At 73.8% G+C, this 19454-nt stretch carries 16 protein-coding genes; 7 read left to right on the plus strand and 9 right to left on the minus strand.

Going from position 1 to position 19454, the window contains the following annotated elements; genetic code table 11:
- Window positions 1–22: 22 nt before the first annotated feature.
- Window positions 23–1231: a multidrug effflux MFS transporter gene (locus AB0H75_RS26740; RefSeq protein ID WP_367800626.1), complete on the minus strand. Its 1209-nt coding sequence runs from the start codon at window positions 1229–1231 to the stop codon at window positions 23–25.
- Window positions 1232–1312: 81 nt separating this feature from the next.
- Between AB0H75_RS26740 and AB0H75_RS26745 the strand changes: the two genes are divergently transcribed.
- A complete protein-coding gene (locus AB0H75_RS26745; RefSeq protein ID WP_367800628.1) occupies window positions 1313–1756 on the plus strand; it encodes a MarR family winged helix-turn-helix transcriptional regulator in 444 nt (147 codons plus the stop codon).
- Window positions 1757–1874: 118 nt separating this feature from the next.
- On the opposite strand, the gene AB0H75_RS26750 is transcribed toward AB0H75_RS26745, so the two are convergent.
- Complete coding sequence (locus AB0H75_RS26750) at window positions 1875–2339, minus strand: MarR family winged helix-turn-helix transcriptional regulator (RefSeq protein WP_367800630.1); 465 nt, start codon at window positions 2337–2339, stop codon at window positions 1875–1877.
- Between the two features lie 299 nt (window positions 2340–2638).
- On the opposite strand from AB0H75_RS26750, the gene AB0H75_RS26755 reads away from it, so the two are divergent.
- Window positions 2639–4489: a PHB depolymerase family esterase gene (locus AB0H75_RS26755; RefSeq protein ID WP_367800632.1), complete on the plus strand. Its 1851-nt coding sequence runs from the start codon at window positions 2639–2641 to the stop codon at window positions 4487–4489.
- 202 nt (window positions 4490–4691) lie between these two features.
- Here AB0H75_RS26755 and AB0H75_RS26760 read toward each other — a convergent pair whose 3' ends face one another.
- From AB0H75_RS26760 to AB0H75_RS26775, 4 genes are read right to left on the minus strand one after another with little or no spacing between them, the layout of a single operon-like run.
- Window positions 4692–4934: a hypothetical protein gene (locus tag AB0H75_RS26760; RefSeq protein WP_367800634.1), complete on the minus strand. Its 243-nt coding sequence runs from the start codon at window positions 4932–4934 to the stop codon at window positions 4692–4694.
- Between the two features lie 10 nt (window positions 4935–4944).
- Entirely contained in the window at window positions 4945–7086 is a 2142-nt protein-coding gene (locus AB0H75_RS26765; protein ID WP_367800636.1) for a hypothetical protein, read from the minus strand.
- Window positions 7083–8663 (minus strand): peroxidase family protein, encoded by a 1581-nt coding sequence (locus AB0H75_RS26770; RefSeq protein ID WP_367800638.1) that lies wholly within the window; start codon window positions 8661–8663, stop codon window positions 7083–7085. The genes AB0H75_RS26765 and AB0H75_RS26770 overlap by 4 nt, the downstream gene beginning before the upstream one ends.
- 2 nt (window positions 8664–8665) lie before the next feature.
- Window positions 8666–10003 carry a cytochrome P450 gene (locus AB0H75_RS26775; RefSeq protein WP_367800640.1) on the minus strand — a complete coding sequence of 446 codons (1338 nt, stop codon included), beginning with the start codon at window positions 10001–10003 and terminating at the stop codon, window positions 8666–8668.
- A gap of 209 nt (window positions 10004–10212) precedes the next feature.
- Here AB0H75_RS26775 and AB0H75_RS26780 point away from each other — a divergent pair, with 209 nt between their 5' ends.
- Together AB0H75_RS26780 and AB0H75_RS26785 are read left to right on the plus strand one after the other, a co-directional pair.
- The gene (locus tag AB0H75_RS26780) at window positions 10213–11154 is read left to right on the plus strand and encodes an acyl-CoA desaturase (protein ID WP_367800642.1); all 942 of its coding nucleotides are present in this window, start codon (window positions 10213–10215) and stop codon (window positions 11152–11154) included.
- A 198-nt stretch (window positions 11155–11352) separates the two neighbouring features.
- Complete coding sequence (locus AB0H75_RS26785; protein ID WP_367800644.1) at window positions 11353–11625, plus strand: hypothetical protein; 273 nt, start codon at window positions 11353–11355, stop codon at window positions 11623–11625.
- 120 nt (window positions 11626–11745) lie between these two features.
- Here the strand turns inward: AB0H75_RS26785 and AB0H75_RS26790 are convergent, their stop codons facing one another.
- Entirely contained in the window at window positions 11746–12717 is a 972-nt protein-coding gene (locus AB0H75_RS26790) for an NAD-dependent epimerase/dehydratase family protein (protein WP_367800646.1), read from the minus strand.
- 76 nt (window positions 12718–12793) lie between these two features.
- Window positions 12794–13597 carry an alpha/beta fold hydrolase gene (locus tag AB0H75_RS26795; protein WP_367800648.1) on the minus strand — a complete coding sequence of 268 codons (804 nt, stop codon included), beginning with the start codon at window positions 13595–13597 and terminating at the stop codon, window positions 12794–12796.
- Between the two features lie 78 nt (window positions 13598–13675).
- Here AB0H75_RS26795 and AB0H75_RS26800 point away from each other — a divergent pair, with 78 nt between their 5' ends.
- A complete protein-coding gene (locus AB0H75_RS26800; protein WP_367800650.1) occupies window positions 13676–14248 on the plus strand; it encodes a TetR/AcrR family transcriptional regulator in 573 nt (190 codons plus the stop codon).
- Between the two features lie 27 nt (window positions 14249–14275).
- On the opposite strand, the gene AB0H75_RS26805 is transcribed toward AB0H75_RS26800, so the two are convergent.
- On the minus strand, window positions 14276–15082 hold the full coding sequence (locus tag AB0H75_RS26805) for a thioesterase family protein (RefSeq protein ID WP_367800652.1): 807 nt from the start codon (window positions 15080–15082) through the stop codon (window positions 14276–14278).
- Between the two features lie 271 nt (window positions 15083–15353).
- Here AB0H75_RS26805 and AB0H75_RS26810 point away from each other — a divergent pair, with 271 nt between their 5' ends.
- Together AB0H75_RS26810 and AB0H75_RS26815 are read left to right on the plus strand one after the other, a co-directional pair.
- Window positions 15354–16202, plus strand: a complete 849-nt coding sequence (locus AB0H75_RS26810) for an AraC family transcriptional regulator (protein WP_367800654.1) — start codon at window positions 15354–15356, stop codon at window positions 16200–16202.
- 135 nt (window positions 16203–16337) lie between these two features.
- Window positions 16338–19445: a BTAD domain-containing putative transcriptional regulator gene (locus AB0H75_RS26815; protein ID WP_367800655.1), complete on the plus strand. Its 3108-nt coding sequence runs from the start codon at window positions 16338–16340 to the stop codon at window positions 19443–19445.
- Window positions 19446–19454: the final 9 nt, after the last annotated feature.

The raw sequence follows: 19454 nt of genomic DNA on the forward strand, positions 1-19454 counted from the left end.
CGGACCGGTCCCGGCCGCGCGCTCACCTCGCGGTGGACGGCGCCCCGGCTTCGGCGGGTGCCGCCGAAGGGGCGGATCGCGGGGCGAGCCGGGTGGCGGCGATGCCGAGCAGGGTCGCGACGACCAGCGTGAGGCACATGGGCAGCGCGGTGTCCTCGCCGCCGAGGCCAACCAGGGGCGAGACGATCGCGCCGAGCGTGAACTGCAGCGCTCCCATCAGGGCGGAGGCGGTGCCGGAGGCGTCCGGGGCGCGGCCGATGGCCAGGGCGGAGGCCGTACCCAGGATGAAGGTGAACGAGCTGACCAGCAGGAACAGCGTGGGCAGCACCACGACGGCGGGCGCGCCCGCGGCGAGCAGCGCCAGGAGGACGGCGGACAGCACCAGGACGGCGAGTTGCCCGCGTCCCAGCAGCGTGCGGGGGCTGACCCGGGTGACCAGGCGGGCGGTGAGCAGTCCCGCGCCGAGCAGGCCGAGGGCGTTGGCCGCGAACGTGAGGGTGTAGGCGGTCGTGGACAGGCCGAGGACGTTCTGGATGACGAAGGGCGAGGCGGAGATGTAGGCCATGAGGCCGGCGAACCCGAGGGCGAAGGCGCAGGTGTGGCCGACGTAGCCGCGGTCGGCGAGCAGCCGCCGCACGGTGCGGCCGGTGGCGGCCAGGCCGCCGGTGTGGCGGCGTTCGGGCGGCAGCGACTCGGGCACCACCACCAGGGAGCCGATCAGCATCAGCGCGGAGATGCCCGTCAGCGCCCAGAACTCGCTGCGCCATCCCAGCGGCGCGAGCGCGCCTCCGGCGAGGGGCGCGACGACGGGCGCGATGCCGCCGATGCTGGCCAGCAGGGAGAAGATCCGGGCGACCGCGGCCCCGCTGACGCGGTCGGCGGCCACGGCGCGGCCGATGACGATGCCGGCCGCTCCGGAGAAGCCCTGGAGGAACCGGGCGCCGACCAGGAACCAGATGTTCGGGGTGAGCGCGCACAACACGCCGGCGGCGGTGGCCACGGCGGTGGCGAGCAGGAGTGGCCCCCGGCGCCCGAAACGGTCGGACAGCGGGCCGATCACGAGCTGGCCCGCGGCCAGGCCGAACAGGAACGTGGTCAGCGTGAGCTGCACGCTGGAGGCACTGGTGCCGAGGTCGGCGGCCAGGTCGGTGAAGGCGGGCAGGTACATGTCCGTGGCGAACGGGGCCATGGCGGACAGCAGGGCGAGCACGAGCAGGAGCGGCCCGGACACACCGGACCGCCGCGGAGGCGTGGACACTGATCGATCTCCAGACGATTATTTATGCATACATAAATACATTACACTGGGATCGTGGAAGCGAACCTCGGGGACCTGCCTGCGGTCCTGCGTGACGTCAGCCGGGCCGTACGGCGCGGCGCCGCGCGCGATCCGGGCGTCGAGCCGCTGCCCGCCTCGGAGGTGGAGCTGCTGCGGATCATCGTCCACCGGCCCGGCGTGAGCCCCGGACGGCTCGCCTCGGAGGCCGGGATGAAGCCCAGCAACGTGAGCGCGGCCCTGCGGCACCTCGTCGAGCGGGGCCTGGTCAGCCGGGAGAGCGATCCGGACGACCGGCGGGCCGCCCGGCTGCGGCCCACGGCCAGGGCTCTGGCCAACGCCCGGCTGATCGAGGAGAGCAGGTCCCGCTTCCTGACCGACACGCTCGCCACGCTGCCCGCCGAGCACCGGGAGGCGCTCGTCCGGGCCGTCCCGGCGCTGCGGGCGCTGGCGGCGGCGCTCCGCGACCGCACCGGCTGACCGCCGCCCCCGGAGGGCCGGACGGGCGGGACTCCGCGCGTCCGGAGTCAACGGCAGCCCTGGGGCGGCCTCAGGGGCAGCTTCAGGGGCAGCTTCAGAGGCAGCTTCAGGGGCAGCTTCAGGGGCAGGGCGACGGCGGCGGCTTCTGCGGGTGGAGGACTGGGGCCAGGGCTCGCGTGTCCTGGTGGAGGGCTCGGGCGCACAGCGTGAGCGTTTCCGCGAGGGTCGCGCGGTCGGGGACGTCGATCTCGGCGAGCATGACGGCTTCGATGCCGTCGAGGGAGCGGTCGCACCGCTCCAGGGTGCTGAGACCCTTCGGGGTGAGGCGGGTGCGCAGGGCGCGGCCGCCCCGGGGATGCGGGTCGCGGCGGATCAGGCCGCGTTGTTCGAGATCGCGGATGACCAGGTTCATCGCCTGCGGGGTGACGAAGGCGATGCGGGCCAGGTCGGCCGAGGACGGGGCGTCGCGCAGGCGCAGCTCGCTGAGCGCCATGTATTCGGTGGTCGTCATGCCGTGCCGGGCGAGCGCCTCATCCAGGCAGGCGCGGATGCGGCGTTCCAGCCGGAACACCAGATAGCTCACATGAGGCGGCGGTGCATCCGGCGCAGCGGCCGCGGGGACACCCGAATCGGTCACCAGAAGACCATATCGCGCCTCACGGGAACGGGCCTCGATGTAAGTTTCTCACCCCGTTATCAAGGATCTTGATAGCAAGTTACTTGATAACCAGGGAAAACGGCTCCCGGCCAGGTGAACCGCCGGACATGCCCACCATGCGTGCATTGACGGCGAATCGCGGGCCTTTTATTTTCCAGCGACCGAGGTCGATACGCGGCGGACCGATCCGCGGCGCGCCGCGGATAGGGAGAGGAGGAGCGCGAATGAGACGATTGACCACGGTGCTGGCCAGTGCCTGCGCCGCGGCGCTCTTTGCCGTCATGACCGTGGTACTCGGATCGCCGGCCGCCGCCGCCACCCTGGTGGAGGTGACCAGCTTCGGCACCAACCCGGGCAACATGCGGATGCACGTCTACGTGCCGGACTCGCGCCCGGCCTCGCCGGCGATCGTGGTCGCGATGCACGGCTGCGGCGGCTCCGGTCCCGGCTTCTACCAGAGCAGCGAGTTCGCCTCCCTGGCGGATCGGTACGGCTTCGTCGTCATCTACCCGACCGCCACCCAGTCGGCGGGGTTCGGCAACTGCTTCGACACCTGGTCGGACGCGGCCAAGCGGCGCGGCGGCGGCAGCGATCCGGTCTCGCTCATCTCGATGATCGACTACGTCGAGCGGACCTACCAGGGGGACCCGAACCGGGTCTACGCCACCGGGAGCTCGTCCGGCGGCATGATGACCCAGCACATGCTCGCCCTCTACCCGGACGTGTTCAAGGCCGGGGCCTCCTTCATGGGGGTGCCCTTCACCTGCTTCGCCGGCGCCTCCGACTACCCGCCCGGGAGCAGCAGGTGCACCGGCGGGAGCATGGACCGGACGCCCCAGCAGTGGGGCGACGCGGTGCGCCAGGCGTACCCGGGATACTCCGGCCCCCGCCCGCGCGTGCAGCTGTGGCACGGCACCAGCGACACCCTCGTGCCCTACTCGCTGCTGCGGGAGTCGATCGAGCAGTGGACCAATGTGTTCGGGCTGAGCCAGACCCCGACCAGCACCGACACCCCGCAGCCGAGCTGGAGCCGCAGCCGGTACGCCGACACGTCCGGCACCGTGCGGGTGGAGGCGTACAGCATCCAGGGCGCCGGGCACGTCCTTCCGCAGAGCGGCATGGCCCGCTACGCCATCGAGTTCTTCGGCCTGACCGCCGCCCAGACCGACACCACGCCGCCGACCACGCCGGGCACCCCGGTCGTGTCCGGCGTCACCGCCACCAGCGCCACGCTGACCTGGACCGCGTCCACCGACCAGGGCGGCTCCGGCCTGGCCGGCTACAACGTCTACCGGGAGCAGGGCACCACCGACCCGCAGCTCGGCCAGTCCGCCACCACCTCGATCACCCTGACCGGGCTGAGCGCCGACACCCAGTACCAGGTGTACGTACGGGCGCGTGACGGCGCGGGCAACCTGTCGGGCAACTCCGCGCCGGTCACCTTCACCACGGCCGGCACCGGCGGCGACACCACGCCGCCGACCGCCCCGGCCGGGCTCGCCGCCTCGGGCACCACCGCGACCGGCACCGGCCTGACCTGGACGGCCTCCACCGACGACACCGGCGTGACCGGCTACGACGTCCTGCGCGCTCCCGGCGCGACGGGCGGCACGTTCGCCCAGGTCGGCACCTCGGCCACGACCTCGTTCACCGACACGGGCCTGACCGCGAACACCACCTACCGCTACCAGGTCAGGGCGCGCGACGCCGCCGGCAACGTCTCACCGGTCTCCAACACCGTCCAGATCACCACTCAGGCGGGCACGGCCGGTGCCTGCTCGGCCACCCCGACCGTGCAGTCCCAGTGGGGGAACGGGTACGTGATCCAGCCGCTGACCGTCACCAACACCAGCACCTCGGCGATCACCGGCTGGACCGTCACCTTCACCCTGCCGGCCGGGCACACCCTGACCGGCTCGTGGAACGCCACCGTCACCACCAGCGGCCAGACCGTCACGGCCAGAAGCGTCGGCCACAACGGCACGCTCGCGCCGGGAGCCACCACCAGCTTCGGCTTCCAGGCGAGCAGGCCGAGCGGCGACACCGCCCTGCCGTCCGGCTACACCTGCGCCTGACCGCCGGCGCGCCCCCCTGGTCACGCCCGTCCCCGGCAGCCGGGACCGGGCCGTGACCAGGGGTTCCGCCACGTCGCGGCACAACCGCGTCCGGGTAGTTCCATGCCGCCCGGCGGCCGGCCGGCTGGGCGCCGCGAGAAGGCGCCGGCCGTCCCCGCTGCGAGCCGGCCCCCCGGGCGAGCCCTGCCGGGCGGTACGCGCGTCAGGGGCTCGCCTCCTCCGCGTAGCGGCTCAGGTGCCGCGCGGCGGTCTCCAGGTCGGCGGCGGCCGACGCGCAGGCCGCGAGGTGGGCGGCCACCGAGGCGTGCAGCCAGTCCGGCGCCCCGCCGCCGGCCGTCAGCTCCGCCTCGATCGCGCGCAGGCGCTCGGCGCAGGCGGCGAGGGCGCGGGCGTCCGCGCGCAGGGCTTCGGCGTGGGCGATGATCGCGGCGATCCCGGCGGACATGGCTCCTCCGTCAGCCCCGCGGCACCGGGACCGCGGCGTCCCGGAGCGTCTGGCCGGTGGTGGCGGACAGGCACAGCAGCGGGTGGGCGCCGTCGAGCCCCAGCTCGTGGAGCCGGCCGGCCAGCGGGTGCGCCGACCGCGGCCCGACGGCCAGCCGCAGCGGCGGCGCCACGTGCAGCCGGGCTCGCCCGCGCGTACGTACGCAGGACCGCAGCAAGGCACCGGCCTCGCGGGCGTAGCCGACCAGGCCGGGATCGTTCAGGGGCAGCCCGGGGCCGAGCCGCCCGCGCAGGGCGAGGATCAGGCCGGCGGTGACGTGGGCGGACCGGGCGCCGAGCCGGACGTCCAGGGGCACCAGGTACGTCTCACCGCCCCACAACCGCGGCCCGAGGGCGCGCACGGCCGGGGCGTCGACGGCCGAGCCGACGAGGAAGCCGCCGGAGCGGCGCAGGTCCGCCGCCCGCAGCAGGTCAGGCCAGGAAGGGAAGCGGGAGCGCCGGCGTAACGGGCCGGGCACGACGACGCCGACCTGCAGCTCCGCGTAGCCGCCCGCGGTGGTGTGCCGGTTCCTGGCCACGTGCACGGTGACCAGCGCGCGGCCCGCCACCCGCACGGCGGGCCCGAGCCCGGTGCCCTCCAGCAGGCCGTCCGCCACCGCCGGGCGCGCGGCGAAGTACGCCGTGAGCGCGGCGCGGTCGCGGCACCTGATCGGCAGTTCGACGGCTCCCTCCGGGCCGTCGACGGCGCGGGTGGGCACGCTCAGGAAGGGGAACCCCTCCGGGTCGGGTGCGCGGTCGAACAGCAGGTACGCCTGGGACCGCACCACCCGCCCCCGGAACGGCGTGAGCCGCTCGTCGATGTGGTCACGGGCCTCGGGCAGGTCGTCGGCGAGGTTGGCGCGGTAGTGGTCGATGCCGTGGCAGAGCGGGAACAGGTGGGTGGAGTCGCCGTAGTCGACCACGTACCAGTCGGGGTGCAGGTCGAAGCAGGTGCCGGCGCCCTGCCCGTCGAGGGTGGGGATGATGTCGTGCTGGTTGGTGACGCTGGCCACCCAGGTGCGCGGGTCGGCGGGGCGTTTGAAGTCGACGGGCGAGCCGACGGCGACGGCGTGGGTGACCGTGTGACGGGCGCAGAAGGCGGGGTCCTGCGCCAGGTTCATGATCGCCGCCCCGCCCGCGCTGTGCCCGACGAGCGCCAGCTCGGCCCCCGGCGGCGGCCCGTAGTCGGCGACGGCCTCGGCCAGGGCACGGCTGTAGGGGCTGCCGGCCAGGACGGCGCTGCTGAACGCGCCGAGCAGGTCCTGGGGCGACTCCCCGTCGGGATGTCCCACGCGCATGCCGGGCGCCTGGAGGACGTGGCGGATCACCCCGTCGGGCCCCTCGACGCTCTGGACGAGGGCCCGCCCCGTGGTGCCGAGCGTGCTGATGTTGCCCAGGAAGCCGAGCAACGACCCCCGCGTGCACAGCCGGGCCGACTCGGACGGGGCCAGCTCGATCCGGCGCGCGGCGCCTTCGCCGGTGTCGAGGACGGCGATGGCCCTGTTGCTCATCCCGGTGACCGGATCGGCGGTGGCGAAACCCCTGCCGGTCGCGATGAGCCAGGCGGTGGTGTCGTTGAGCGGATTCTCGTCCAGCAGCGCGCGCAGCGCGAGCACCTCGCCGAAGACCGGGGCGAGCTGGCTGAGCGCGCGCACCGCGCCACGGTCCTTGAGCAGGGCGCGCAGGGCACGGACGGCCTCCAGGTCCCGGTCGGCGGCGGCCGCGTCGATGAGCCGGGCGAGCATGGGGTCGCCGGTCAGCTCGGGGTGGGCGACCGCCACGGCCGCCACGCGCAACCGCAGCGACGTGGCCAGCACCCGGACGGCCAGGCTCTCGGCCCCCAGCACGGCCCCGGCCTTGGCGGCCACGGTGGGCAGCCGGCCGCCGCCGGTGAGCGCGCACCCGAGGCCCCGGCCGTTCGTCGTGGCCCGGGCCAGCGCCCGGTAGGCGGGCCAGGCCGCCGAGGGGGCCTGCGGCAGGGCGCGCAGCAGCGCGACGTCGGTGAGCGCGGCCGTGGCGTGAGCCGCCGCGTCCTGGATCGTGAGCGCGACGTCGACCAGTTCGCGGGCCGCCGCGCGCAGCCGCCCGGCGTCCGGGGCGTCCCGCCCGGTCATGGCCGGGGCCGCCGGGACATGCTGACCAGGCGGGGGCTCGGGTCCTCCGGCGTGTTGCGGCGCAGCACGTCCGACAGCCCGCGGGTGGCGGCGATGACTCGCATGCCCGCCGGGGAGAACGTGGCGGCGTTGAAGATCCGGGGAGCCAGCAGCGGGTTGGTGAGCGCCTGGGAGAAGGCGTCGATAGCGATGATCTTGGTCAGCAGCGGAGGCAGGATCGCGGTGGGGGACCCGGGTTCCTCGGCGAACAGCCCGACGTACAGGTCGACGTCGTCCACGTCGCGGTAGAGCTCGCGCAGCGCGCCGCTGACCCGCCGGTCGCCGGAGATCTGCTCGAAGGTACGCACCCGGGGGAAGCGGCAGTGCGCGCGGTAGTCGTTGTACGGCGCCAGGCCGAGCACCCGCGAGTCGGCGATGCTGACCACGTCGATCTCGCGCAGGACGGGGTCGGTGTTGAACAGGCCGATGCGGCCGGCCCGCTGGCGGGAGGCGTCCTCGAACAACCGCCCGAGGCCGGGGCCGGGGATCAGCGCGCTGCCGAAGAAGGTCTCGGCCATCGGCAGCTCGCGCCCGCCCACCGACAGGTGGGAGGGGATCAGGCTGTGCCAGCGGTAGACGAGGTTGAACTCCACCGAGGCCCAGTTCTGGCGGTGCCAGGGCGCGCGGTCCAGCCGCGCCGGCAGCCCCGGGTCCAGGGTGAAGCGGAAGTGGTAGGGGGTGATGTGGTTGATGTACTCCTCGACGACCAGTTTGATCAGCAGCACGATGAGGACGTTGCGGGCCGTCTGGAACAGCCGCTCGTCGTCCCAGCGCGGATGCTCCCCGGCCAGCAGCCGCGCCACCCGGTTGTGCTCGCGCAGGAACAGCACCGTGAGCAGGGTGAAGCCGATCTGGCCGTTGCCCCGGTCGCTGCCGGTGGCGAACAGCGTGTCGCGCTGCGCGCCGGAGAGCCGGTCGAAGCGGATGACGCTCAGCGGGGCGAACTCCGGCTTGATCGTGCCGTTCTCGCACAGGTAGGGCGGGAACTCGCCGCCGTTGATCAGCTGGCTCTTGAGCAGCCCGCCGTCGAACGCCCGCAGCGCGGCCGTCGCCGCCTCGTCGAGCCCGTACACCTGGTTGAGGTCGATGTGGTGGTTGGAGCTGTTCTTACGCGGGTCGCGCGGGATGCTGGTGTCGCCGCGCAGGAAACCGTCGGTGAACCATTGGGCGAAGTACGCGAAGAGCACCGTGGAACGCGGGCAGGGGATCATGGACTCGCCGCGCGCGAACAGGTCGCCGGCGGCCTCGGGGGTGGGCCGGTTCCCCTCGCGGGCGGGGACCGGGGGCAGGTGCCTGCCGCTGTAGGTGCGATCGGTCAGCGAGGCCCACGAGGTGTAGTCGGCCAGGGTGCTCAGCGGTTCGGGGCGCGGCGGCATCTCGCGGATCGCGTGGTCGATCAGCGAGGCGTTGATCCGGCTCCGGAGCGGCCGGCTGGCCTGCAGGAGGTCCCACAACGGCCGGCCGTTGGTCAGGGCCAGGAACCTGAGCCGGTTGGCGAGGCCGTCCGTGGCGATGCTGCGTGCTCGGCTCGGCGCCATCGTCAGCCTTCCCGGCCCTCGGCCCCGAGCCGATCTCCGGTGCCGAGCCGCTCCTCGGCGCCGAGTCCGAGTTCGAAGGAGTCGGGGAAGATCCCGAGGGTCCGCTCGACGCGGCCCGCCGGCGGCGGGAGCGGCCGGACGCCCGGGCGCAGCAGCAGGCGGCGCACGGTCTCGGCGATCACCGGGCCGGCCACGTGCACGCCGAGGCAGGCGTGATGCCCGGAGCCGAAGAACAGCTGGTGGTGGCGGGGGCGGTCGAGGCGGAACTCGTCGGGCTCCGGCACCACGTCCGCGTCGAACATGGCGGAGGCCGGCGCCGCGAGCACGAACGTGCCGGCGGGGATCACCGTGCTGCGCGGCGTGCCGGCGGCCAGCACGTGATCGCGCTCGCACAGCCGGGGGAGCAGCTTGAAGAACGGGCTGAACCGCAGCGCCTCCCAGACGTACGGATCGAACCGCTCGGGGTCCCCGGCGGCGGCCGTGGCCTCCGCGAGCACCCGCGGGCGCAGCAGGAGCTGCTCGACCGCCTCGGCCATGGCCCCGGGCGCGCTCTCCACGAAGCCCAGCGGCAGCCCCGCCATGTTGGTCACGATGCGGTCGTCGGTCACGCCGGCACCGGCGGGCAGGGAGGAGCGGACGAGGCGGGAGAAGACGTCGTCGGGAAGGTCGTGCCCGGCCCGCAGCGCGGCCCGCTGCTCGGCGAGGCGGTCGCGCAGGTGCGCGACCAGCTCGGCGCCCGCGCTGACGGACGCGGCCTGGAGCTGCGGATCGCCGTGGAAGTTGGCGAAGCCGTCGATGACGACGGCCCGCGTCCACTGGCCCAGGGTCTGCGGATCGGGGCCGGGAACGCCGAAGTACCGCGCGCACACGCCGAGGGCGACGGGGCGGAACAGCCCGCCCACCGCTTCGATGCGCCCGTCCGGCCAGGCGGCGTCGAGCAGCTCGTCGGCGAGACGGCCGGCCAGCTCGCGCACGCCGCCCGCGTCCCGCGGGTCGAGCATGAGCCGCATCAGGCCCTTCTCCCGCCAGTTCATCGGCGTGGCGTCCCTGGCCAGCATGAACGGGGCGCCCAGGGCGGCGTCGAGGCGCGGGCCGAAGGCGCGGACCGAGAAGACCTGCTCGTGGGAGAGCACCTCGACGACGTCGGCGAAGCGGGTCACCACCGTGAAGGCCGGGGTGACGAAGACGGGGCGCCGCTCGCGCAGCTCGGCGAACAGGCTCCGCCAGTCGGTGCGCATCCACTCGCGGACGAGGCCGAACGCGGCCATCGGATCCCTGGCCAGCGCCTCCTCGTATCTCTCCAGATGGCCGCCCGTGGTCGCCTGGTCGACAGCACCCATTCCGTGGACCTTCCGCCTGATGCCGGAGCGTACAGAGATGATCGCGTTGTGCGATCACACTCTAGGCCGCGCCTTTCCCTCAGGACGGCCGAATCCACGATTTTGCTTCCCCAGAGTAATCATTCCATTACTGTCAGGGCATAGCCGCACGCCAGGGGGCTGGCCGTTGAATAAGGAGCCCGATCGTCCTGAACCACTCGGGAGGAAAAGTGACCTCACCCATGCCGCGGCGGGCCACGGCGGAGACGGTGACGGTCACCACCGGCCGCCGCGTCGCCTACCTGATCGTCCTGGTGCTCCTGCCCGTGCTGCTGCTGGCCCTCGCGGTGCCGGCCGCCTGGGGCTGGGGCGTCGGCCCCCGCGACCTGGTCATCGCGGTCGCGATGTACCTGGTGAGCATCTTCGGGATCGCCATCGGCTACCACCGCCTCTTCACCCACCGCGCCTTCAAGGCCCGCCGGGCGCTGCGGATCGCGCTCATGCTGGCCGGCGGCATGGCCGTCGAGGGCCCCCTCACGCTGTGGGCCGCCGAGCACCGCCGTCACCACAAGTACGCCGACCGCGAGGGCGACCCGCACTCGCCGTGGCGCTACGGCGACAGCGGCCTCGCGCTGCTGCGCGGCATGCTGCACGCCCACATCGGCTGGTTCTACACGGCCCGCCGCCGCTCCAGCCGCCGGCACTGGGTGCCGGACCTGCTCAACGACCCGGACGTGCGCCGCTTCGACGCCGCCTACCCGGCGGTCGTCGTCCTGTCGTTCGTGCTTCCGGCCGCCGCCGGCGGGCTGTGGTCGATGTCGTGGCCGGGCGCGTGGAGCGCGCTCCTGTGGGGCGGCCTGGTCCGCTACGCGGTGGTGCACCACGTCACCTGGTCGGTGAACTCGGTCGCCCACACCTTCGGTGACCGCCCGTTCCGCACCAGGGACCGCTCGTCCAACGTGTGGTGGGTGGCGGTGCTGACGCTCGGCGAGGGCTGGCACAACTGGCACCACGTGGAGCCGGCCTGCGCCCGGCACGGCGTGCTCAAGGGCCAGCTCGATCCCAGCGCGCGGCTGATCCGCTGGTTCGAGCGGGCGGGCTGGGCCCACGGCGTGCGCTGGCCGAGCCCCGACCGCCTGACGACGCTCCGCGCCGACCGCGATCCCGGCTGACGGAAGACGACGAGCACGGAAGACGACGAGCAGCGATCCGGAAGCACCTCCTTCTAACGTCTGTAGGCGAGTGCTCGGTGCTCCGCGGAACCAGGGCGCATCGCCCGCCGACCCCGGAACGACGGGGGCCGGATCCCCGCAGCGGATCCGGACGGGTTCCGCCGGGCGACGAGACGAGGACGACGTTAGGAGAGGGCCATGAGAAGCAGCGCGATGATCCGCGCGTCAATGCTGGGGGCAAGCCTGGTGCTGGCGGCGGGCGTGAGCGTAGCCGGCACCACCGCGGCTTCGGCCGCGACCTCGACCACCACCTCCACGACATCCGTCATGGCCAGATGGCGGTACTACGACACCTTTTCCTCCTATTTGAACTGCTTGGACAAAGGTGCCGCGCTGGTCCGTAGCGGCTATGCAAGCGACTACAGGTGCGATTCCGACAATCCGTTCTGGGTGTTGATGGTTCTCCGCTGACGGGCCACCCCGTCCCCCGCACCCCACTGACCGGAAAGGCCCGCCGCGCGCACGGCGGGCCTTTCCCTGTCAGGTGGAGGCCGGCGTCAGGTGAAGGCCGGCGTCAGGTGGAGGCCGGCGTCAGGTGGAGGCCAGCAGGCGGGCCTCCACCTCCGGGTCGAGCCCCACGGACGGGCGGTCGGGGCGCGTCGGGATCCGGCCGCCGATGCTCCGGAGCCAGGCCCAGGTGTCGGCCACGGTTTCCGCGACCGGGCGGAAGCGCAGCCCGGCCCCCACCGCTTTGGACACCTCGGCCCCGTGCATGAAGGCGTGGGTCTCGCCCAGCAGCCATATCGGCAGGTCCGTCCACGGCTCCACGCCCTCGGCCAGGATCCTGCCGGCCTCGGTCCACCGCAGCTCGGCCTCGGCCCCGGTCACCCGTACGCAGGTTTCGAGCAGCTCGCGCATGGTGACGAACCCGGGCGGGCTGACGACGTTGAACGCCCCGCCGATGCCGCGCCCGGCCGCCTCGAGGCACCATACGGCCAGGTCACGCGCGTCGACGTACTGCAGGCCCAGGTCGGCGGGGCCGGGGGCGAGCACCGCTCCGCCGCGCGCGATCCGGGTCAGCCACCACGGCAGCCTGCCGATGTTCTCGTGCGGGCCCAGGATCAGGCCGGCTCTGGCCAGCAGCGCACGGTCGCCGAAGGCGGCGACCGCCCCGAGCTCCCCGCCCCGCTTGTATCCGGGATAGCCGGGGGAGCCGGCGGGAACCACGGGCGCGTGCTCGTCGGCGCCGAAGGGCACCGGCGGGGCGTAGACGGACCTGCTCGACACGTACACGTAGTGACCCGCCCGCTCCGCCAGCAGCGCAGCGGCCTCCCCGACCGCTGAGGGCGCCCACGACCAGGTGTCGACCACGACGTCCCACTCGCCGCTCCCGAGCGCCGCCAGCCCCTGGGGGGCGGACCGGTCGCCCCGGAGCGCCGTCACGCCCGCGGGCGGCTCGCGGTTGCCCCGGTTGAACGTCGTCACCTGCCAGCCGAGGGCGAGCGCCTCGTCGACGACCGCGCGCCCGACGAACTCCGTTCCGCCCAGCACCAAGAGTTTCATCACACTCACTTCGACCTCGAAATCGTGGGGGAGAAGGCCGGGGCGTGCCGTGACGGCCCCGGCCGCGCGTGCCCGCCTACGGCTGGGCCCAGAAGCGGCGCAGGTGGGGCACCAGTTCGGCGGCGCGCTCGTCGGGGAAGAACAGCCGCCCGCCGTCGATCTCGACGATCTCCCTGACGCCCGGGATGGTGTCGCGGAGCCAGTGGGCCCAGCTGATGTCGAAGAAGGGGTCGCCGGTGCCCCAGACGACGAGCGTGGGGACGGTGAGGACGGTGAGCTGGGCTTCGATGGCGGTCATGTCCTCGGCGCGGATGGAGGTGAGCAGGCGCTCGAAGGCACGGCCGCCGCCGGGCTTGGCCAGGATGGGGCGCAGGAAGGCGTCCACCAGCCCGGCGGGGTCATCGATGTGCTCGTAGCCCTGGCCGAGTGCGGTGTGGACGACGAGCTCGGGCTGGTCGAGCACGGCCTGGGTGAGCTCGGCGAGCTGCCCGGCGGCGGCGAGATCGACGGTGGGCTGGAAGGTGGGGGGCGGGGTGTTGGTGTGGACGTCGCAGTTGGTGAGGGTGAGGGTGCGCAGGCGCTCGCGGTGGTGGACGGCGAAGACCTGGGCGACGGCGCCGCCGGTGTCGTTGGCGACGAGGTCGATGTCGGTGAGGCCGAGCTTGTCGCACAGCTCCTCGACGGCCTGGGCCAGGGCGGGGATGGACAGGTCGTCGCGGGGGTCGCTGCCGCCGTGCAGGGGCAGGTCGATGGCGACGCAGCGGCGTTCGTCGCGGAGCTCGGCGATGACGTTGCGCCAGAGGTGGGAGCTGGTGCCGACGCCGTGGACGAACAGGGCGGTGGGGCCCTGGCCGATGTCGAGGTGGTTGAGGTGGCTCATGGTGACCCTTTCCGATTACAGACCGACTGTCGGTCTAGAAAGTTACCGACTGTCGGTCGGTTTGTCTATCGTGGGTCCATGAACCTCAAGGCGGAGCGCGGTGCGGCCACCCGCGAACGGGTCCTGGCGATCGCGACCCGGCTGTTCGCCACCCAGGGCTACGACGACACCTCGATCGAGACGGTGCTGCAGGAGTCGGGGCTCAGCAGAGGGGCGCTCTACCACCACTACGCCGGCAAGGACGCCCTGTTCGAGGCCGTGCTGGAGGCGACCGAGGCGGCCATCGGCGACAAGCTCCTGCGGGCGGTGCGCCACATCGGCGACCCGGCCGCCGCGCTGCGGGCCGGGGTCCTGACCTGGATCGAGCTGGCCGGCGACCCGGTCATCCGGCAGATCGTGCTCATCGACGCGCCGGCGGTGCTGGGATGGGAGCGGTGGCGGGCCCTGGAGGAGCGGCACTCGTTCGGGATGTTGAAGGCCACGCTCGGGCGCACGGGGCTGGTGCCGGAGCGGTTCGTGGACCTGCACGCCCACATGCTGCTCGCGGCCGTCAACGAGAGCGCTCTGCTGGTGGCCAGGGGCGGGGACCAGCGCGCCGCGCTGGAAGCGGTGGAGGACTTCCTGCGCCGCCTGCTGCGCGCCGATCCGTGACCGCCGGGGACTCCGGGCGCGGGCCTCTCAGGCGGGCAGCCGCACGGCGACGAGCTGGGTCGACTGCGCGACCAGGCGGCCCTTGTCGTCCCAGACCTGGGCCACCTCGTCCATGCGGTCCCCGCCCACGTCCGTGGCCGTCAGGCGGACCCTGACGGGGCCCGGGGCGGGCAGCCGGCGGACGTAGGCCGACAACTGGATCGTCGGCACCCATCCCGGCAGGCCCAGGTCGGCCGAGACGGGCGGAACCGGGTCGCAGGCCACCAGGAGGCTCAGGGGATCCCAGTCGGAGCCGTCGGCCAGCCGCTGCCAGCTGGCGATGACCCCGCCCCTGGACGGCGCGCCGAAGGCGAAGGCCAGGTGCGCGGGGTCGATCCGCTCCTCGATCACGTTCATGAGCGGGACGGGGAAGTCGGCTCCGGGAGCGTTGACGGAGGCCAGGACGCAGTCCTGCTCCGCGGGCAGCACGACGGGCTCGTGACCGGCCCACCAGGGGCCGGCGTCGTCCAGCCTGCCCAGCGTCAGGTGCGCTTCGACCCGTGGCCTGCCGTCCTGCACCAGCGTGGCTCCGACCTGGGAGACGGTCCTGCCCCGGCGCAGCAGCCGGACCCGGACGACGGCCCGGCCCTCGTCGGGCGGTTCGAGGAAGGACGCGCTGACGGCCGTCACATGCGGGTGCTCCGGCTCCGTACGCAGGCAGGCCGCCCGGCCGAGCACGGCCAGGAGGTAGCCGCCGTGCATCCGGCCGCCCACGCTCCACTCCGCGTCCAGCACGGCGCCGAACTCGTCCTCGTTCAGCTCGGTCAAAGTGGTCGCTTCACGGAAACTGCCCATGTCAACTCCAGGTGTCGATCTGCGCGATCAGCGGACTGCCGCACTCGGCCGGGTGATCACGTCAGCACGGTAGAGGGAAAGATCTCCGCCGGATTGGACGTTATTGCGTGACGAGACCCCTGCGCCTCCGCCCGGGCGACGGGCCCGTCTCGATGGGCCCGTCTCGATGGGCCCGTCTCGATGGGCCCGTCTCGATGGGCCCGTCTCGATGGTCTCGGCCCACGGTGCCGCACCCGATCACCCAGGAGGCCGCGCTCAGTAACCTGTGGTCATGAGCGCGGTGCGGTACTGGCGTGAGCCGCTGTGGGGCGGGATAGACCTCATGCGCGCCCGGTTCACCGGCGACCGGTTCGGCCGGCACTCGCACGACACGTACGCGATCGGCGTCGTCGAGGAGGGCGTGGAGGAGATCGCTTTCCCGGAGGGAGCGGAGTGCACAGGAGCGGGCGAGATCGTCATGATCGACCCGGGCGTGGTGCACACCGGTCACGCGCGCACGCCGGACGGCTGGTCCTACCGCGTCCTCTACCCGCTGCCCGAACAGCTCCAGGCCATCGCCGACGACGCCGGCATCAAGGGCGGGCCGCCGTCCTTCAGCCGCAGGTCGGCACCCGACGAGCGCGCCGCCAGGCTCCTGCTGTCCGCCCACCGCGCGGCGGACCTGGGGCAGCGGCTGGCGGCCGACTCCCTGCTGCGGGTGCTGCTGGCCCGGCTGATCGGCGCTTACGGCAACCGCCGCGCCGCGGCCCGGGCGGCCGGGGCCGGCTCCGGTGCCGTCGCCAGGGCGCGCGAGATGCTGCACGCGTCCTGGATCGACCCGCCGGATCTGCAGGAGCTGGCCGCGGCGACGGGCACCACGCCGTTCGCGCTGCTGCGCTCGTTCCGCCGCGTCCACGGGCTGCCGCCGCACGCCTACGTCGTCCAGTTACGGGTACGCCAGGCCCGCAAGCTGCTCGAAGACGGGACACCGCCCGCCCAGGCGGCGGTCGCGACCGGGTTCTGCGACCAGTCGCACCTGTCACGGCACTTCCGGCGGATCGTCGGGGCGACACCCGGGGCCTACCAAAGAGGCGTGCGCCCCGCCGGCGCAGCGTCACCTGGGGAAGGTCTCGTCACCTGAGGCAGGTCGTCCGCGCCTTCGGGCCCGCTGCTTCCGATGTCCTTCCGCGAATCTTCCCCTTCTCTTCCTCCGCCGTTCGGTGGCGTGGGGCCGTCGGTAGCATCACGGCGAGGACCGGGGAGGTGAAGGAGGCCCATGAAGACGCAGTTCGCCCTTCTCGGGCCGGTCTCGGCACGCGGGCCGGAAGGGCCGATCGCGCTGGGCTCGCCCAAACAGCGCACCGTGCTGGCCGCCCTCCTGCTGAACGCCGACCGCACGGTGTCGGACGAGCGGCTCATCGCCCTGGTCTGGGGCGAGGAGCCGCCGCGCACCGCGGTCGCGCGTCTGTACGTGTACGTGCACGAACTGAGGGAGGCGCTGGGAGACAAGGAGCGCATCGGCCGGATCGGCGGCGGCTACCGGATCCGCGTCGGCGAGGACGAGCTCGACCTGCACACGTTCGAGCGGTACCGGAACGACGCGCGCGCCCACGCCTCGGCGGGCCGCCTCACCGAGGCCGTGGCCGCGTTACGCGCCGCGGCGGGGCTGTGGCGGGGCTCGGCGCTGGCGGGCGCCGGCGCCGTGCTGATCGATCAGGAACGCCCAGGGCTGGAGGACCGGCGGGTGGGCGCCCTGGAGGAGCTGTACGACCTGGAGCTGGAGTCAGGACGGCACGGCGAGATCGTCGGCGAGCTGCACGCGGTGGTGGGGGAGTACCCGCTGCGCGAGCGGCTGGTGGGACAGCTCATGCTCGCGCTGCACCGGTGCGAGTGCCGTGCCGAGGCACTGACGGTGTACCGGGACGCGAGGCGGCGGCTGGTGGACGAGCTGGGCATCGAGCCCGGCCAGGCACTGCGCCGGTTGCACCAGCGGCTGTTGCAGGACGACCCGGAGCGGCACTCTCCGCCGCCGCCACAACCCGCGGGAGCGGTGTCTCCCCCTGTGGCGTCGCCGGCCGAGTTGCCCAGGGACGTGCGCGGGTTCGCCGGCCGCGAGGCGGAGCTGGCATGGCTGGACGCGTGCCTGGCCGACGGCGACGGGGTGTGCGTGCTCAGCGGCATGGCCGGCATCGGCAAGACGGCCCTCGCCCTGCACTGGGCGCACCAGGCCAAGGAGCGCTTCCCCGACGGCCAGCTCTACGTGAACCTCCGCGGTCACGACCCGGGCCACGAGCCGCTGACCGCGGCCGCCGCGCTGACCAGGCTGCTCATCTCGCTCGGCGTCGAATCGTCACGCGTCCCTGACGGGTTCGAGGCCCGGCTCGGCCTCTACCGCTCGCTGACGGCAAGGCGCTCCTTCCTGCTGTTCCTGGACAACGCCCGCTCCGCGGCCCAGGTCGAGCAGCTCCTCCCGCCGGCCGGCGCGGCGTTGGTGACCAGCAGGCGGCGGCTGGGCGAGCTGGTGGCGTCGGTGGGGGCCGGACAGCGCTCACTCGGCCCCCTCCCGGACCAGGACGGCCGGGCGCTCCTGGACGGCGTACTCGGGCCGGTGCGGGCGGCGCCGGAAGCGCGGGCGCGCGACCACCTGGTGCGCCTGTGCGGCGGACTGCCGCTCGCGCTGCGCATCGCCGCCGCGAACGCCGCCTCCCGGCCCGGGAACGGCGCCGCGGCGGTGGCGGCGGAACTGGCCGCGGGTGACCGGCTGGCGGGGTTGAGCGTCGACGGCGCCGGGCACAGCGCCATCACGGCCGCCTTCTCCGCGTCCTACCGGGCGCTCGTCCCGGCGGAGCGACGGGTCTTCCGCCTGCTCGGCCTGGTGCCCGGCCCGGAGATCACCGTGGCCGGCGCGGCGGCGCTGGCGGACGTCCCCGCGGACGTGGCGCGTACCTGCCTGTCGGGGCTGACGGCCGCGCACCTGCTCGAACAGCACGCCACCGGACGCTACCGCTTCCACGACCTGATCCGGCTCTACGCCGCCGCGGAGGGCGAGCGCGACCCCGAGCGCGAGCCGGCGTGGCAACGCCTGCTCGGCCATTACCTGGACGTGGCCGCCGCCATCGCCGCCTGGTGCGCGCCCGACCGGTTCCGGCCCGCCGGCTCGCGGCCGCCGGCGGGGGCCGTCGGGCAGCCGCCGCACGCGGCCGCCGACACGGCCAATGTGATGGCCGCGACCGTGCGCGCGATGCGGGCCCCCGGCCCCGCGGCATGGCGCCTGGCCGACATGGTGCGCGTCATCTGCGCCCGCACCGGCCGCCTCGGCGAGTGGCTGGAGATCGCACCGGCCATGCTGGAGGCCGCCCGCGCACGGGAGGTGCCGGCTGCCAGGGTCATGCTGCACACCAGCCTGGGGGAGGGGCTCTTCCGGGCCGGCCGCTCCCAGGAGGCCGTCCAGCACCTGGAGCAGGCGGTCCTCATCGCCCGGGACAGCGGCGGGCGAGAGGGCGAGGCGGCGGCACGTGTGGGACTGAGCTTCGCGCATACCTGGACCGGTCACCTCGACGAGGCCCTGGCCGGCAACCTGCGGGCCGCGCAGCTGTTCGGCGCGCTCGGCTCGGTGTCCGGGCAGAACCACGCGCTCAACACGCTCGCCGGCCAGTATCACCATCTGGGGCGGCTCGACCTGGCGGAGCGACGCTGCAGGCAGGCGCTCGCGCTGAGCCGGGCCCACGGCCTGTCCCCGGCCGAGGGCGCCGATCTGCGGCACCTGGGGGCCGTGCTGCTCGACCAGGGCCGGTACGAGGAGGCGGAGAGCTGCTTGCGCGAGTCGGCGAGACTGCTCGCCGCGCTCGGCGGCCACGGTGCCGCGGCGAGCCACACCTGGATCAGCCGGTTGCACTGGGAGCGCGGCGAGTGGGCGCGGTCGCGGGAGGAGGCGCTGCGGGCGCTGGAGGTGGCCCGCGACCAGGAGGACCGGCTGGTGGAGGCGGCGGCCTGGATCGCCCTGGCCGACGCCGCGATCCCGCTCGGGCTGACGGCGGAGGCCGCGCGGAGTCTGGAGCGGGCCGACGAGCTCGTCAGCGCGGGCGGCCTGCGCTGGCACCTGGCGTACGCGCTGGTCACCCGCGCCCGGCTGCACGACGCCCGGGGCGAGCACGACAGGGCGATCCGCCACGCGCTCCAGGCCCGCGACGTGGCGCGGGACAACGCCTACCGCCTTCCTGAGCTGGCGGCGCTGACCGAGCTCGCCGGGCTGGAACGGAGGCGCGGCGATCACGAGGCGGGAGCGCGCACGGCTGCGCATGCCCTGCGGCTGTGCGAGCAGATCGGGCACGCCCCGTGCGCCGGGAAACTGGCGCCGTCCCTGGCCACCGGATCCGGCAGGTGACGCCTCGTT

The sequence above is a fragment of the Nonomuraea sp. NPDC050783 genome, from assembly GCF_040802095.1.
Lineage (GTDB): Bacteria > Actinomycetota > Actinomycetes > Streptosporangiales > Streptosporangiaceae > Nonomuraea.

Excerpts from the sequence above, each read along its gene's own strand:
- AB0H75_RS26755 (WP_367800632.1), top strand. The coding sequence starts at position 2,639 with ATGAGACGATTGACCACGGTGCTGGCCAGTGCCTGCGCCGCGGCGCTC.
- AB0H75_RS26760 (WP_367800634.1), bottom strand. The coding sequence starts at position 4,934 with ATGTCCGCCGGGATCGCCGCGATCATCGCCCACGCCGAAGCCCTGCGC.
- AB0H75_RS26765 (WP_367800636.1), bottom strand. The coding sequence starts at position 7,086 with ATGACCGGGCGGGACGCCCCGGACGCCGGGCGGCTGCGCGCGGCGGCC.
- AB0H75_RS26770 (WP_367800638.1), bottom strand. The coding sequence starts at position 8,663 with ATGGCGCCGAGCCGAGCACGCAGCATCGCCACGGACGGCCTCGCCAAC.
- AB0H75_RS26775 (WP_367800640.1), bottom strand. The coding sequence starts at position 10,003 with ATGGGTGCTGTCGACCAGGCGACCACGGGCGGCCATCTGGAGAGATAC.
- AB0H75_RS26785 (WP_367800644.1), top strand. The coding sequence starts at position 11,353 with ATGAGAAGCAGCGCGATGATCCGCGCGTCAATGCTGGGGGCAAGCCTG.
- AB0H75_RS26790 (WP_367800646.1), bottom strand. The coding sequence starts at position 12,717 with ATGAAACTCTTGGTGCTGGGCGGAACGGAGTTCGTCGGGCGCGCGGTC.
- AB0H75_RS26795 (WP_367800648.1), bottom strand. The coding sequence starts at position 13,597 with ATGAGCCACCTCAACCACCTCGACATCGGCCAGGGCCCCACCGCCCTG.
- AB0H75_RS26800 (WP_367800650.1), top strand. The coding sequence starts at position 13,676 with ATGAACCTCAAGGCGGAGCGCGGTGCGGCCACCCGCGAACGGGTCCTG.
- AB0H75_RS26805 (WP_367800652.1), bottom strand. The coding sequence starts at position 15,082 with ATGGGCAGTTTCCGTGAAGCGACCACTTTGACCGAGCTGAACGAGGAC.
- AB0H75_RS26810 (WP_367800654.1), top strand. The coding sequence starts at position 15,354 with ATGAGCGCGGTGCGGTACTGGCGTGAGCCGCTGTGGGGCGGGATAGAC.
- AB0H75_RS26815 (WP_367800655.1), top strand. The coding sequence starts at position 16,338 with ATGAAGACGCAGTTCGCCCTTCTCGGGCCGGTCTCGGCACGCGGGCCG.